Below are 15,968 nucleotides of genomic sequence, written 5' to 3' on the forward strand. Positions count from 1 at the left end.
TTCAGTGGCGAAGCCAAGATTTTGATTTACCCCGCGACTTCAAGTTCGCTATTTTTTATTAAAAACTCAATAGGGCAATTGGCAGGCGACCGCCAAGGATGGCGGAAGGTAGAATAACGCAAGACGCAGTTATCGAGATACAGCTTAAGAAAAGGCATCGATGGATGCCATAAACGCAGTGCATGCTTTGTGAATGAAGTGAATAATCTTAGTGCGCGCAGCGCATAAAGTAAGGATAGTACAAAGCACACAAGTAGCACTTACTTTATCATTCAACTTTAAACAACCCGTAACGATAAACATTTTTTTGTTGCCTTTGGTACAACACTGCAAAGGTTAATAATAACCCTAACACCTCAGCTGTGGGGCCTGCGTACCAAATTCCCCATTCTGAAAACTGCCATGGCAAAACAAATAGTAGGGGTAATAAAAACCCATAGGTTTTTGCCATGCTCAATAAGCCCGCACGTTTCGCATCACCTATGGCTTGAAAATACATAGTAATGATCAACAATGGCCCTAAAAGACTCAAGGCTAAAGTAGCGGTGGGGAATATACGACTCACTTGATGAATAATCCCCAGATCATCAACAAATAAACCGCCTATTTTGTGATGATAAAGCAAGATAATCAGTTGCCAAGCTAAGCCATACAGCAAAGATGCCCATAAAGCGATTTTAATACTGGCATTAACCCGTTCAAATTTTTGCGCGCCAATATTATTTCCAACTATTGTTTGAAAGCCTAAACTTAGACCTAAAAGGGGCAAATAAATAAACGTCATTAGCCTTGTCAAAATGCCGTAAGCCCCTACCGTATCGGCGTAATTGCCTTCTCCCCAAATTTGTAAATTATAAAAAATAGCACCCGATGACAAAGCAAAGCCCAAATGGGTCAAACTAGAAGGCGCACCTATGGCTAAAAACTCAGCCCAATAATCCCGCCCTTTAGAAAAGGTAATAAACGGAATTTTTAACTGACTACTTTCTCTGTATCTAAAAATAATAATGAGTAAACAAGCACAATACTGAGCCAGCAAAGTACCTAATGCCGACCCCGCCACTCCATAATCTAACTGCACTATTAACACATAATTAAATACGCCATTTAACAAGACCGACATCAACGACGCCATGGCCATCACGGGTATATGCCCTTCACAACGCAAACTGTCACTATTGATGGTTAATAAAAACATCAGTGGTGAGCCAAAGATCATAATAGAAACGTAAAGATAACTCATATTAGCCAAGTCTACATTTGCATTATTTAACCCCAGTGTCAGCGACTCTCCCAGCAATAGAAAGAGTAAGATCAACACGACCGAAACTAACAAAGACAAGGTAATAGCTTGGGCGAACACCTCTTTCGCCTTATCAAACTTTTCTGCCCCTAATAACCTTGCCATCACACTAGAAAAGCCACTCGACACCAATGTCGACATAGCAATTAAAAAGATAAAAACCGGGAACATCGAGGTCACCGCCACTAATGCATCAGCCCCAACAAATTGTCCTAAAAAGTAGGCATCCACTAAATTGAAAGAGCCATTGACTAACATCATAAAAATAATGGGCGCCGCGGTTTTAAAAAACACCTTAGCTAAAGAGCCATGAGTAAATTGATTATCTACTTTTGCCAAACTTGTGTGTGGCATATCAACTGACTCCATTATGCAATTGACTAATTTCAATAAATTTGTCTAACACAAAGGCTTTTATCTCATCAGGCCAAGAACCGATGGCCGCCTCTAACCCCACTCGACTATTGCGATACAGTGCTCGACTGGCTTCTTCATACCCCACTTCATCTGCTAAAAATATCAGCATAAATTTATCTAGTTGCTGTTGTTTCAACAGAATTTGTTCTTCTATTGATGGATTTTTTTGCGCCTCTTCTACTAGCCGCCTTAAGGTGGCCGATGCGCCGCCTCTTTGGGTGGCTAACCATTCCCAGTGTCTGGGTAATAAAGTAACTTCTTTAGATTTCACCCCTAATTTAGGTCTGCCTCTTTTTGCCACTTGGCTTGGTTCGGTCAATGGTAAACTGGCCAATACCTGCTGTGTATCGCCATGCCAACTAAAATCAATTCGCTGACAAGTATCCACATCAATCACAATAGGCTCTAGTTGTGGGTCTATGGTTTTGACTTTTTCTACCACTTGTTGCAACGAGCCTCTGGCTAACAATTGCTGTTGGAAAATAGCTAAATATTGGGCACTCATAATTCATCCTTTATAATGTTTACGGCAATTATTACCCAGATAAAAATAAATAACAATAAAACCATGGTAAAAATAAAAAATTTAGTAATTCAAGACTAGGAAAGATCAGACTGATATTATTCAGAAAAATGATTAATAAGGATTAACGTGACCGATATTCAACGTAAAGAAACCAAACAACGCATGAGCCGAATTGTGATCCACCAGGGTACAGTCTACTTGTGTGGTCAAGTAGCAGCCGACGCCAGTAAAGGTATAGAAGAACAAACTCAAACCATGTTAGACAAAGTCGATGGCTTATTATTAGATGCAGGCAGTGACAGAGAACATATTTTGTCGGCCACCATTTACCTGAAAGACATGCAAGATTTTGCTGCCATGAATGATATTTGGGATAACTGGGTACCAGCAGGCCATGCCCCTGCCAGAGCGTGCGTACAAGCCGCAATGGCCAGACCTGCATTGTTAGTGGAAATATCGGTGATTGCTGCACAGAAGCAGCCTAAATCAGAATAAGGCTGAGTGGAGCAGAAAAAATAAAAGCGATGTAGGTCGTGGCTTTAGCCCGTCAAATTCAAACAACAGACGCCATAAATGGACGACCTACAAAAAAAGAGCAGCATTAAGCAGCCTAAATCAGAATGGTGCTGAATGAAGCAGAAAAGATAAAGCGATGTAGGTCGTGGCTTTAGCCCGTCAAATTCAGACAACAGACGCCATAAATGGACGACCTACAAAAGAAGAAAAGCAGCATGAATCAGACTAAATCAGAATGGCGCTGAATGAAGCAGAAAAGATAAAAGCGATGTAGGTCGTGGCTTTAGCCCGTCAGATTCAAACAACAGATGCCATAAATGGACGACCTACAAAAGAAGAAAAGCAGCATGAATCAGACTAAATCAGAATGGCGCTGAATGAAGCAGAAAAGATAAAAGCGATGTAGGTCGTGGCTTTAGCCCGTCAAATTCAAACAACAGACGCCATAAATGGACGACCTACAAAAAAAGAGCAGCATTAAGCAGCCTAAATCAGAATGGTGCTGAATGAAGCAGAAAAGATAAAGCGATGTAGGTCGTGGCTTTAGCCCGTCAAATTCAAACAACAGACGCCATAAATGGACGACCTACAAAAGAAGAAAAGCAGCATGAATCAGACTAAATCAGAATGGCGCTGAATGAAGCAGAAAAGATAAAAGCGATGTAGGTCGTGGCTTTAGCCCGTCAAATTCAAACAACAGACGCCATAAATGGACGATCTACAAAAGGTAAAAGCAGGAGATAGTAGATAGTAAATAACGAGGCTCAAAAAACTCAACAACTCCGTCATTCCTGCATGTCGTTAGCAGGAATCCATTCTTTTGGTCTTAAGCCGATCACTTTGATTTTGAAAGCTAAAATAGCTTGCAAAAAATCAATATTGCTTACTATTTCCAACAAACTCCGCAGTTGCGAAGATAACAAGTAAGCGGACGTAGCTATTTTCTAGATTTTAGTTGTCATTTTTTACGAGAAATGAGGTTTTTATCGATGACCATGACAGACAAGTAAACGGCATAGGACTAAAACGACATACTGCTTCGTGCGAGAAGATAGATAAAACAAATTGAATACCCCCAAAACGCTGTACTTTCGGCGCTTTTTGCAGTTAAAATTTTTCCTATATCCTATTCACTATTTCTTATCTACTACTTTTATCCTCTATCTACTATCTACTATCTCCTTTATAATCCGCACCAATAGAATGCTCAATAAATAACGCTTAGGCAGTTTACATGTTCGAACAGTTAGAATTAGATGACGACTTAGTCCACGCAGTAGTGGATATGGGTTATAAAACCCCTACTAGTATTCAATCACTAGTGATACCAGAAGCCATGAATGGTAGAGATATATTAGCCTCTGCACCAACAGGCACAGGTAAAACGGCTGCGTTTTTATTACCCGTTTGTCAGTTTTTATTAGATTATCCAAGACGCCAGCCAGGCTCTACACGGGTTTTAATCTTAACGCCAACCAGAGAGTTAGCCTTACAAATTTTTGAACAAGCTAAACTCATTTGTAAATATATTCCCCATATTAATTGTGGCGTGATCACCGGTGGCATTAATTACGGTACAGATCGTGATTTATTGGAAAAAAATCTGGATATTCTTGTTGCCACTCCAGGTCGCTTATTTGAACATATCGAAACAGAAAGTTTTGATTGCCGCGATATTGAATGCCTGATTTTAGACGAAGCTGATCGCATGTTAGACATGGGCTTCTCAGCGGTGGTGAATCAAATTGCTGGTGAAGCTAGATGGCGTAAACAAACTATGTTGTTTTCGGCCACTTTGGAAGGTTCTGGTATTGCCCGTTTTTCTAAAGAATTATTAAATGATCCTGTTGAACTAGAGGCAGACTCAAGTCGTAAAGAAAAAGGTGTGATCCATCAATGGATCCACTTGGCTGATAACGCCAATCATAAATTGGCCTTATTAATCCATATACTTAGCAATCAAGTTGAAACAGCCATAGTGTTTGTCAAAACCCGTGAGCGTTTAGCGACTTTAGTAGGTCAGCTTAATTCAGCTGAAATCCCTTGTGGTTGGTTACAAGGTGAAATGCCCCAAGATAAACGTAATGCAGCCATGGAACGTTTTCGTAGCGGCGAAGTGAAAATATTAGTGGCAACCGATGTCGCTGCCCGTGGAATCGACGTAGACAACATAAGCCATGTCATTAATTACGATATGCCACGTACTGCAGATGTATACGTACATAGAATTGGCCGCACTGGTCGTGCAGGTAACAAAGGCACCGCTATTTCTTTAGTCGAGGCTCACGATATCGCCATTGTGCCTAAAATCGAAAGATACACAGAACAACCTTTAAAACGTCGTGTCATTGCTGAACTTCGCCCACAAAATAAAGAAGCGAAACCACCAACTAAAAAGAAAATCAGTACAAAAACTAAAAAAGCAGCATTAAAAGCTAAAAAAACCGCCACCAGTAAAAAGAACAAGAAAAAAGGCAGAGGTAAAAAAGCGTAATGGCAATAGAGCTAGCATTGAACAAACTAGTACTCGCTACAGGCAACCAAGGTAAAGTCAAAGAATTAAGCAGTATGCTGGCTGATTTAGGTATGGATGTGCTGGCACAAAGCGAATTCAATGTCAGCGAAGTAGCAGAAACCGGTAGTACTTTTGTAGAAAACGCCATAATCAAAGCTAGGCATGCCGCTAAAATCACAGGGTTACCAGCCATTGCTGATGATTCTGGTTTAGCGGTTAACGCTTTAGGTGGTGCACCGGGCGTATATTCAGCTCGGTATTCCTATGACCCAACAACAGACAAAGAAGTCACCGATCAGTCTAATATTGTTAAGTTACTCACGGAAATGGCAGATGTACCAGCAGGTAAACGCCAGGCAAGGTTTTTATGTGTATTAGTTTTTATGCGTCACTCAGACGATCCCACCCCCATTATTTGTCAAGGTGAATGGGCTGGTGAAATCACTACAGTCCAACATGGCGAAAATGGCTTCGGTTACGATCCGGTGTTTTGGGTCGCAGAAAAAAACTGTAGCTCTGCACAACTCACTAAAGAACAAAAAAATGCCTTAAGTCACCGTGGTCAAGCATTACAGCAACTAGTGGTACAACTTAAAAATTTACTCGGATAAGAACTTGTCATCACAGCTAGATTTAACTCTGCCACCACTATCCTTATACATTCATATCCCTTGGTGTGTGCAAAAATGTCCATATTGCGACTTTAACTCCCACGGCCAAAAAGAACAGGTTCTACCAGAAACCGAGTACGTCAGCCATCTACTAGATGACTTAGAACAAGATGCTAATTTAGTGGGCTACAGACCTATCCACAGTATTTTTATTGGCGGTGGCACCCCAAGCTTATTTTCAGCCCAAGCCATTAAATCATTATTGGATGGGGTAAAACAACGAGTCAACTTAGCCAAAGATGCTGAGGTCACTATGGAAGCCAATCCTGGCACAGTTGAAAGCCAAAGGTTTGCCGACTATGTGAGCGCTGGAGTGAATCGTATCTCCATTGGAGTACAAAGTTTTCAAGCTGACAAACTCAAAGACTTAGGCCGTATTCATGATGATCAACAAGCCTTAACCGCAGCGACTTTGGCTAAAAAAATCGGTTTGAACAGTTTCAATTTAGATCTTATGCACGGTTTACCTAAGCAGTCATTAAGCGATGCACTGTTCGATTTAGGCCAAGCTATTCAACAAACACCACCACATTTGTCTTGGTATCAGTTAACCATAGAACCAAATACTCAATTTCACTCTAAGCCTCCCAAGTTGCCTGAAGACGAATTGTTATGGGATATTCAGGAACAAGGTGATGAATTATTACAAGCAGCAGGTTACGTACAGTACGAAATTTCTGCGTACAGCTTACCGGGTAATCAATGCCAACATAATCTCAACTATTGGCGTTTTGGTGATTACATAGGCATAGGTTGTGGCGCTCACGGAAAAATCACCCTAGTCGATGAACAGCAAATTATTCGCACGGTTAAGGTTAAACATCCTAAAGGCTATATGGATTTAACTCGCCCATATTTAAGCGAAAAGAGAGCTGTACTCACAGACGAATTACCCTTCGAATTTTTTATGAATCGATTTCGTTTAGTTGAACCCTGCCCTAAAGCTGATTACCAAAAATTCACAGGATTAGCATTAGATAAAAATACCTTAGCAAATCTACAAAGTGCGATAAAAAAAGGTTTAATTACTGAGACTGCAGAGTACTGGCAAGTAACAGCCTTGGGCCGACGTTACCTGAATACTCTTTTGGAGATGATGGTGTAGAAGCAGTAAATAATAGATAGGGACTAGTGAATAGAAAAAGACAACAGCATTTGTCACAGAGAAAAACAAGTTGTTAGCAGGAATCCATTCTTTTGTTTTGGCTCTTAAATAGCTACTATTTTTCGCTGGTCATTCTGCCCCTCTCAGCTTTGATCTGCATTATGCTGTTTTATTCTGATTAGTCTGCTGTATGCTGCATTTTTGCTATTACTCCAGCATTTCTCGCATTTTGCGGCCGCCTACTGGTACTAGGCCATTTTGTTGATAAAACTCTACAGTGCGAGAAAACGCAGGCAAAGGTGGGGTACATAACTCAATACAGGCCCAGGCTTGTTGTTTACCATATAGCTTTACTTTCGTTAAAAGCTGCGCACCAATTTTAGTGCCGCGATATTCAGGACGTACATAACATTCTTGGATAACGCCCATTTTACCACCGGCATATAATGCATAGGTTTCAGTAAAAGTAGCAATCGCCACCACCTCTTGCCCAGCTAATGCCAAAAAAGCTGCATATTCACCTTGTGCCATGAGTTTTTCACAAAGTTCACTAGTTTGTTTCACCTGTTCCACCAGCTCGGCCCCCGTAGCGGCAGTAATCTCTTGGGTGAGAGCACAAACCAATTCAGCAATCACAGCTGCATCATCTAAAGTAGCCAGCCTAAAGTCATATTGTCTGCTCATCTAAAATCCTTTAGTAAAAGTAGTCTAAGCTTTTTATCGATTTTTTCTAAGGCATAACGAATAGTCGATTTTTGCATATTTTGATAATTCAATTGTAAGTATTTCACTACATCATCTGGATCATGAATAGCAGTCACCTTAAGTAACCAGCCAACACTTTTTTGCACAAATTCATCTGCATCAGTAATCAATAGATCACAACTTTTGAAGACTAAATTTTTATCTAAAAAATAAACCGACTTGCCCATTGGCCGCTTAATAAACTTAACCCAAGCTACGTTACTGCCACGTCGACACCATGACACATCTGAATAGGCCCACTTTTGCGTGTGTTCAATTAAATGAGGTCGAGCCAGCAAAAATTTAAACAAGGTTTTCATACACAAGTCATCTACTAATGCCCAGTTATTGGCATAGTGCTCTAACCAAAATTCAAACCTTAGTAGCAAGTTGTCATCATAGTGTTTGTTGACAAATTTATTAATTAATCCGTAGGCCACCATCACTTCTTCACTATAAGTAGCTTGTTGCAATAAGTCTTCACTGATGACTAATACTTGTTCAGGACTTACCTGGGAGTTATCCAGATGAAACTGTTTGATGATATTTTTAATATCCACGGCGTTAGCGCCAAGACAGTGAATACCATGAGGGAAATATCGTCTTACGGATTCTGCTTTTTCTGGGGTACTAACAGTAATCAGTTGCTGTTTAAGCTGTAAGATAATGTGAGCAGAGGTTGACATAACACTCCAATTTTAAAGACTTTGATTAATGCCTAAGCTGTAATGTTACGTAATACATCTAAGGTATTGTGTAAACAAGCTGCTGTTAACTGTTCTGCCGATTCAGTTCTTATTTGTTGCAAACTTTGCACAATATCAACTAAATATTCGGGGCTATTTCTTTGCCCTTGCCTACCGGCAACAGGCATATCTGGCGCATCGGTTTCTAGCACTAAACTGGATAAAGGTAATTGACTAATAGTTTGCCGTGTTTTATTTGCTCTAGGATATGTAATACTGCCACCTACACCAATTTTAAAGCCTAGCTGAATATAGGTTTCAGCCTGTTGCAGACTGCCGCTAAAAGCATGAATGATGCCGCCATTAGCAAACTGTTCTGTTTTAAGTATCCGCAATAATTCATTATGACTTTTTCTGTGGTGCAATATCACCGGCAAATCAAATGATTTGGCTAAACTCAACTGTTTGGTAAATACCTCAGTTTGTAGCTGCCAATCCACAGCAATAGCTGAATCAAGTCCAATCTCTCCTAAAGCAACTAGATGATTTTTATGAGTATTAAGAAGTTGAGTTAATTGCTCTAAGTGTTCGTTTTGGTAATCAGCTAAGAAGTAGGGATGCAAACCTAATGCAAATTTAATCGAAGGGTATTGTTGTGCTAATTCAATTTGTTTTTGCCAACCAGAGGCTTGGGTACCAGGTATTACAAACTGGCTAATAGCCAGTTGTTTACACCTTTTTATCAGCTCCAACCTGTCTTGATCAAAACAGCTAAAATCTAAATGACAGTGGCTATCGATTAAAACGGGCTGAGTTTGATTCATTAGGGCATGAGACGTTCTGTGTGCCAAACACCTTGGCTGTCTTTGCTGTACATAAATCGATCATGCAATCGATCATCGCCACCCTGCCAAAATTCAATTTTATGAGGAACCACCAGATAGCCTCCCCAAAATGATGGCAGTGGTACTTCGCCTTTAGCAAATTTATTTTTCACTTGGGCAAATTTTTCTAATAATAATTGTCGACTTTGAATTGGCCTACTTTGTGCTGAAGCCCAAGCAGCCAATTGACTGGGTTTAGGCCGTGACATAAAATATTTAGCTACTTGAGTGGAACTCAAAGCTTGAGCCACACCGCACACTTTTACTTGTCGTTCTAAAGAATGCCAAGGGAAATGTAGTGATATTTTAGCATTATGTTTTAAGTCTTCAGCTTTTTTACTTTCTGTATTAGTGTAAAACACAAAACCTTTTGTTGAGAAGTCTTTGAGTAACACTATACGTTGCGAAGGCTGGCCACTTGCATCGACAGTTGCTACTGTCATAGCTGTAGGATCAGTCAAACCTGCATCCACCGCATTTTGTAACCACTGTTCAAACAAGGTAAATGGTTCTTCGGTCAAGTCGGCAGAACTAAGTCCTGCTTTAGAATATTGACGACGGATATCGCTAATAGATGACAAACTTAGTTCTCCTATATGAATGACTTAGTCAAGCTTGGATTAATTATCTAACCCATAACCTAAGCTGCGCAAAGCTCGTTCGTCATCAGCCCACCCAGATTTAACTTTAACCCAAAGTTCTAGATACACTTTAGTCTCAAATAAGGCTTCCATATCTCTACGAGCTTCAGCGCCTATGGTTTTAAGGCGTTGACCACCTTTACCAATAACCATGCTTTTTTGGGTGTCGCGTTCGACCAAAATTAGGCCATTGATTCTATAGATGCCATTTTCAGCCAATAAAAATTGTTCTATTTCCACTGTCACTGAATAAGGTAATTCATCGCCAGTAAAACGCATGAGTTTTTCACGAACAATTTCAGCCGCCATAAAACGACTTGAACGGTCAGTGATATAATCTTCAGGAAAATAAAACTCACTTTCAGGCAAAGTCGCTAAAACTAATGAACGTAACTCTTCAACATTTTTTCCTGTTTTAGCTGAAATAGGCATGATTTGCTGAAAAGTATGTTGTTCGCCTAACCATCTTAAATGGGGCAACATAGTTTCTTTATCTTTTACATTGTCAGACTTATTCACAATCAACCAGCAAGGTGCGCCAGACTGTTGAATTTTGGTTAACACCATCTGATCATCATCAGTCCATTTTGTGCCTTCAACCAAAAACAAAACTAAGCCAACATCGCCAATCGAGCTCGCGGCAGCACGGTTCATAAAACGATTAATCGCACGTTTTTCTTCGATATGTAAGCCTGGGGTATCAACATAAACTGCTTGACGATTCTCTTCAGTATCTATGCCCATAATTCTATGGCGAGTAGTTTGTGGTTTGCGCGAAGTTATACTGACTTTTTGTCCCAGTAACTTATTTAATAATGTTGATTTACCCACATTCGGGCGACCAACAATGGCAATCATTCCACAGTGTGTTTTATTTTCCATTTGTTAGTCTCTTATAAGCTTGTCTTGCAGCTTTTTGTTCGGCTTTCCGGCGGCTGTTTCCCACACCTATAGTTGGCTCTTTTAAGCCATTAGCAGTGCAGTTGACATGAAATATCTGGTCATGTGATTTACCCTTAATATCGATCACTTCGTATATAGGTAATGGCTGTTTTTGACCTTGTAAAAATTCTTGTAAACGAGTTTTATCGTCTTTAGACACAGCATCAGGATCTAAAGCATTTATACGTTCAGCGAACCAATCTAAGATTAAGGCTTCACTTTTTTCCATGCCAGATTCTAAATAGATAGCCCCTATAATGGCTTCTACTGCATCAGCCAAAATTGAATCTCGTCTAAAACCACCACTTTTTAATTCTCCTGGGCCAAGTAATAATAACTCTCCCAACTCAAATTCTCTGGCAACTTCAGCTAAAGTGTCTCCTTTCACTAAACTAGAACGCATACGAGTGAGTTTGCCTTCAGGCTGTTTAGGGAAACGTTGAAACAACACTTTGGCGATAACCATGCCTAAAATAGCGTCACCTAAAAATTCTAACCTTTCATTATGAATTTTATTGGCACTTCTATGAGTTAACGCCTGAGCTAAGTTCGCCGGATCTTTAAAGGTATATCCTAACTTTCTATATAAGGGTAAATAAGGGTCAACAATTTGCATTTATATAATGCCGCCCACTCGTTCAAATCTTATATCTGTCGGTACCCAACTTGGTAACCAGCTGTCTTCTGCACGTTCAAATTCAAAACTGATCCAAATAGCGACGGCTTTACCTACTAGATTATCGTCAGGTACAAACCCCCAAAAACGGCCATCTTCACTGTTATCACGATTATCTCCCATTACAAAATAATGACCTTCAGGTACTATCCATTCATCGACCTGTGTACCAGGCTGTTGATAATAACGACTACTAGGATTACTTCGACTGGCGGTTCGATAAATTTGGTGGCTTATTTCACCTAGTTTTTCTGTATATTTCTCAAGAGGTGCAAATTGTTGGAATACTTCCCCACGATTTTCAAACTTCAAATCTACTTTTTTTATTGGTAAACAGTTTTCTACTGAATCACAGGCAGGCTTGATACTAATTTGTTTATCACGATAAATTACAGTATCACCAGGTAACCCAACAACACGTTTAATATAGTCTAATGAAGGATTAACGGGGTACTTAAATACCACAACATCACCACGTTCTGGCGCACCTAAGTCTACAAATTTCTTACGCATGACTGGATCTTTCAAACCATATGCGTATTTCTCAACTAAGATAAAATCCCCCACCAATAAGGTAGGCATCATAGAGCCTGATGGAATTTGAAAAGGTTCATACAAAAACGAACGTAATACCAATACAAAAGCAATCACAGGAAATATCTGTTGCGCTGTATCCACTAACCAAGGTAGTTCAGCATCTTGCTCTAAGGCAGAAGAAGTACCTGAAGCACTACTGGCAATAGCCATACGGTCACGACGTTTCTGCGCAAACAATAAACTATCCACTAACCAAATGATGCCTGAGGCAACAGTCAAAATTACTAAAAAAATTGAGAAATAATTCGCCATATTATTTTCCTACCTTAAGTAATGCTAAAAATGCTTCTTGAGGTAGTTCTACGTTACCAACAGACTTCATACGTTTTTTACCGTCCTTTTGTTTCTGTAACAGCTTTTTCTTACGACTAATATCGCCACCATAACATTTAGCGATTACATTTTTACGTAACTGTTTAATGGTACTACGGGCAATAATTTGATTCCCGATCGCTGCTTGAATAGCAATATCAAACATTTGTCTTGGAATAAGCTCTTTAAGTTTTTCAACCAGTTGTCTACCACGAGTCACAGCATTATCTTTATGGGTGATCATAGCTAAGGCATCAACACGCTCGGTATTAATTAGAATATCCAAACGAGACATTTCAGCAGCTTGGAAACGCTTGAAATTATAGTCTAGGGAAGCAAACCCACGGCTTGTGGACTTTAATCTATCAAAGAAATCCATCACAACTTCAGCCATAGGTAGATCATAACTGACAGCCACTTGTTTGCCGTGATATGTCATATTAGTTTGCATGCCACGTTTTTCAACACACAAGGTAATCACATTACCTAAAAATTCTTGGGGCACTAAAATATGAGCTTCAACTATAGGTTCGCGAATTTCTTCAATATCATTAACTGCAGGAAGTTTAGAAGGATTATCTACATAGATAACCTCACCACTTTTAGTTTCTACTTCGTAAACAACAGTAGGCGCAGTGGTAATCAGGTCTAAATCGTATTCACGCTCTAAACGTTCTTGAATAATTTCCATGTGTAACATGCCGAGGAAACCAATACGAAAGCCAAAACCTAAGGCAGAAGAACTTTCTGGTTCAAAAAATAACGAAGCATCGTTCAGACTTAATTTGGCTAAAGCATCACGAAAATCTTCGTAGTCATCAGAACTGATAGGGAACATACCCGCATAAACTTGCGGTTTAACTTTTTTGAATCCAGGCAAAGGTTCTACCGCTGGATCCCTAGCTAAGGTGATTGTATCCCCTACTGGCGCGCCATGAATTTCTTTAATTCCAGCAATAATAAATCCTACTTCGCCAGCTCTTAAAATACCTGTGTCTTTTGCTTTGGGAGTAAAAATACCAACCTTATCAGCTTGGTGTATACCACCTGTGGACATGATTTTTATCTTTTCGTTTTTGCGTAACTCACCTTGCATAATGCGCACAAGTGAGACAACACCTTGATAATTATCAAACCATGAATCTACAATCAATGCTTTTAATGGCGCATCAATTTCGCCTTCTGGAGGAGGAACTTGACGAACAATCACCTCCAAAACATCTTCGATACCAATACCTGTTTTAGCTGAACACCGCACAGCATCCATAGCATCAATGCCTACTATGTCTTCAATTTCTTCTGCTACACGATCTGGCTCAGCCTGAGGTAAATCAATCTTGTTCAGAATAGGTACCACTTCCATATCCATATCAATGGCGGTGTAACAGTTTGCTAAAGTTTGTGCTTCTACTCCTTGTCCGGCGTCAACAACTAATAATGCACCTTCACAAGCAGCTAATGAACGGGAGACTTCGTAAGAAAAATCTACGTGGCCTGGAGTGTCGATAAAGTTCAGCTGATACGTTTCACCATCTTTGGCTTTATAATCCAAAGTGACACTCTGAGCTTTAATTGTGATCCCGCGCTCTTTTTCAATATCCATAGAGTCGAGAACTTGTTCTGACATTTCTCTAGCGGTAAGTCCGCCACAGTGTTGAATTAAGCGATCTGAAAGAGTAGATTTACCGTGATCGATATGAGCAATAATAGAAAAATTTCGTATGTGCTTGTGTTGCATAAAGTTTTAGAAAATTACCAAGTGTGTTTGCTTTCCCACCACCAAAACCAATAACGCCTACTGATCAAATAACTCGGGGAACAAAATGATTAAATAGGCGGCGATTTTACAGTTTTATCAGCCACTTTGCGACACAGAAAACCAATCATTAGCTGTTTTATTGCAGAAACTTAAATTTACACTTGTTTAAAATGAATATTCTGGGACTCTAGAGGTATAACTGAGAGGATTTTAGGCTGGAATTTATCGCAACTTTGTTTGTTCATATAAATATGGATCAATTTATAAGTAACCCCTGCCATACTAAACGCCACTATTATCAGCCAAATTTCTGCTGTTAAGCCAATTATTGGTAATACACTTTGTGCAATCACAGCAGAAAATATCAACACTAACAAAGGTAATATATAAACTAAAATAGAGGCTTTCAGTACACTCTCTTCAGCAATACCTAATTTAACTTCTTGCCCAATATCAATGGCACCATCATATTGAAACTTAATTGATTCACGTTTATTAGCAAATACTTTAGCGATAGCACCCGTTCCACAATTTGACTGGGCCTCACAACTACCACAAGTAGATTTAATTTGTGTTTCAACCCAGATAACTTGTGCCCCCGTTTGGTTTTCAATATTACTTACTACGCCTATTTCTTCTAACATAAAAGGATTATTCTCCTCTTACGATTGAAGCAGCAATAGAACTGGCAGTCGATGCAGGTAACTTTCCGATAATAGTGATGTTTAATGGGCCTTTTTGTAAGGTAAAGAAAGTATCAGATTGACTTTTCCCTACCACATTATCCATTAAGGTATCATTACTCCGCTCTTCAATATAAACGGAAACATCCACTAAACCATCGCTTAACAATACATATTCAACAACTTGACCAGTGATAGACAAACGTCTAAGTTCTCTTTTCACTAATTCCATACCAACAGGGATATAACCAATTTTCCACGGAGAACGGGTCAACTGGTTTTGACCTAAACTGACAGCCGCTGGCAACATAGAGGTTTCAATTTTTGCAAAAAAAGGGGCCAGTTCTTCAGTTACTTCGAGGCCCGTCACTTGAATTTGCTCTAGCAATTGGTTCTTTAGATTAAACATATTTAATTTCAGTAATAGACCAGTCTCTTGGTCTAACCAAACATTCAAACCATACCTTGTTTGGTCTTTACTAATTATTCTGATTTGCTGAGCAGCACGGCCAGAAACACGACTTCTCCCGACCATCACAAAATCATATCCAGTAAATAGCTTTTCTGGATGTTGAAAAAATTCACTAGGAAATGGTCCATTAATAGCTGACGAAATCAAACTATATGGGGGCACATTGGGTTCAAAATAGCTGACTTTATTGCCAATTCGTACGATTTCTTTACCCGGCCCATTCAGTAAATTCAACTGCTCCATTTCAATGCCATCTGCATTTATTCCATGGCGCCAGAGGTAAGGTTGAGAGTCAACACCGGGTTTCAGTAAAACAAATGAGATTGAATAATTAAGAGATTGCACAGCCCGAGACATTTTATGTAACCAGGCTTCGGCACTATCATCAGTATATTGTTCTGCAACATACTGAACGTCAGAAGATTGTGCTGGTTCTATGAGAGTTTGCTCTTCTTGAGCAAAGGTATAGCTAGGAAAAACTAGGCCAGATAGCAGAACCATTAAGGTTCTGCTGTATCT

General features: G+C 39.7%; 16 protein-coding genes. 4 read left to right on the plus strand and 12 right to left on the minus strand.

Translation table 11 applies throughout. The annotated features are described in order from the left end of the window. Nucleotides 1-268: 268 nt before the first annotated feature. Entirely contained in the window at nt 269-1,657 is a 1,389-nt protein-coding gene (locus tag GQR87_RS14175) for an MATE family efflux transporter (RefSeq protein ID WP_158970397.1), read from the minus strand. A 1-nt stretch (nt 1,658) separates the two neighbouring features. Further along, complete coding sequence (locus GQR87_RS14180; RefSeq protein WP_158970399.1) at nt 1,659-2,225, minus strand: DUF2239 family protein; 567 nt, start codon at nt 2,223-2,225, stop codon at nt 1,659-1,661. 147 nt (nt 2,226-2,372) lie between these two features. Here GQR87_RS14180 and GQR87_RS14185 point away from each other — a divergent pair, with 147 nt between their 5' ends. The 4 genes from GQR87_RS14185 (at nt 2,373) to hemW (ending at nt 7,053) form a co-directional block, all read left to right on the plus strand. Continuing rightward, the gene (locus tag GQR87_RS14185; protein ID WP_158970401.1) at nt 2,373-2,741 is read left to right on the plus strand and encodes a RidA family protein; all 369 of its coding nucleotides are present in this window, start codon (nt 2,373-2,375) and stop codon (nt 2,739-2,741) included. Nucleotides 2,742-3,996: 1,255 nt separating this feature from the next. Then, nucleotides 3,997-5,256, plus strand: coding sequence for an ATP-dependent RNA helicase SrmB (gene srmB / locus GQR87_RS14190; protein WP_158970403.1), 1,260 nt, complete (start codon nt 3,997-3,999; stop codon nt 5,254-5,256). Then, on the plus strand, nt 5,256-5,888 hold the full coding sequence (rdgB, locus tag GQR87_RS14195; protein WP_199271622.1) for an RdgB/HAM1 family non-canonical purine NTP pyrophosphatase: 633 nt from the start codon (nt 5,256-5,258) through the stop codon (nt 5,886-5,888). Before srmB ends, rdgB begins: the two co-directional genes overlap by 1 nt. Nucleotides 5,889-5,892: 4 nt before the next feature. Beyond that, on the plus strand, nt 5,893-7,053 hold the full coding sequence (hemW, locus tag GQR87_RS14200; RefSeq protein ID WP_158970405.1) for a radical SAM family heme chaperone HemW: 1,161 nt from the start codon (nt 5,893-5,895) through the stop codon (nt 7,051-7,053). A gap of 207 nt (nt 7,054-7,260) precedes the next feature. On the opposite strand, the gene GQR87_RS14205 is transcribed toward hemW, so the two are convergent. The 10 genes from GQR87_RS14205 to GQR87_RS14250 all read right to left on the minus strand — a co-directional run bounded on the left by GQR87_RS14205 (nt 7,261) and on the right by GQR87_RS14250 (nt 15,950). After that, nucleotides 7,261-7,737, minus strand: a complete 477-nt coding sequence (locus GQR87_RS14205; RefSeq protein WP_158970407.1) for a GNAT family N-acetyltransferase — start codon at nt 7,735-7,737, stop codon at nt 7,261-7,263. Continuing rightward, complete coding sequence (locus tag GQR87_RS14210; RefSeq protein ID WP_158970409.1) at nt 7,734-8,483, minus strand: DNA alkylation repair protein; 750 nt, start codon at nt 8,481-8,483, stop codon at nt 7,734-7,736. Before GQR87_RS14210 ends, GQR87_RS14205 begins: the two co-directional genes overlap by 4 nt. Nucleotides 8,484-8,515: 32 nt before the next feature. Next, nucleotides 8,516-9,307 (minus strand): TatD family hydrolase, encoded by a 792-nt coding sequence (locus tag GQR87_RS14215; protein WP_158973027.1) that lies wholly within the window; start codon nt 9,305-9,307, stop codon nt 8,516-8,518. Continuing rightward, nucleotides 9,307-9,948, minus strand: coding sequence for a pyridoxamine 5'-phosphate oxidase (gene pdxH, locus GQR87_RS14220; RefSeq protein WP_158970411.1), 642 nt, complete (start codon nt 9,946-9,948; stop codon nt 9,307-9,309). The genes GQR87_RS14215 and pdxH overlap by 1 nt, the downstream gene beginning before the upstream one ends. A 39-nt stretch (nt 9,949-9,987) precedes the next feature. Beyond that, entirely contained in the window at nt 9,988-10,890 is a 903-nt protein-coding gene (gene era / locus GQR87_RS14225; RefSeq protein WP_158970413.1) for a GTPase Era, read from the minus strand. After that, nucleotides 10,880-11,566, minus strand: a complete 687-nt coding sequence (gene rnc, locus GQR87_RS14230) for a ribonuclease III (protein WP_158970415.1) — start codon at nt 11,564-11,566, stop codon at nt 10,880-10,882. Before rnc ends, era begins: the two co-directional genes overlap by 11 nt. Beyond that, nucleotides 11,567-12,475: a signal peptidase I gene (lepB, locus tag GQR87_RS14235; RefSeq protein WP_158970417.1), complete on the minus strand. Its 909-nt coding sequence runs from the start codon at nt 12,473-12,475 to the stop codon at nt 11,567-11,569. Nucleotide 12,476: 1 nt separating this feature from the next. Beyond that, complete coding sequence (gene lepA / locus GQR87_RS14240; RefSeq protein WP_158970419.1) at nt 12,477-14,273, minus strand: translation elongation factor 4; 1,797 nt, start codon at nt 14,271-14,273, stop codon at nt 12,477-12,479. 176 nt (nt 14,274-14,449) lie between these two features. Next, nucleotides 14,450-14,938: a SoxR reducing system RseC family protein gene (locus tag GQR87_RS14245; RefSeq protein ID WP_158970421.1), complete on the minus strand. Its 489-nt coding sequence runs from the start codon at nt 14,936-14,938 to the stop codon at nt 14,450-14,452. Between the two features lie 7 nt (nt 14,939-14,945). Continuing rightward, nucleotides 14,946-15,950, minus strand: coding sequence for a MucB/RseB C-terminal domain-containing protein (locus GQR87_RS14250; protein ID WP_158970423.1), 1,005 nt, complete (start codon nt 15,948-15,950; stop codon nt 14,946-14,948). Nucleotides 15,951-15,968 lie beyond the last annotated feature (18 nt).

The sequence above is a fragment of the Paraglaciecola sp. L3A3 genome, assembly GCF_009796765.1.
GTDB lineage: Bacteria > Pseudomonadota > Gammaproteobacteria > Enterobacterales > Alteromonadaceae > Paraglaciecola.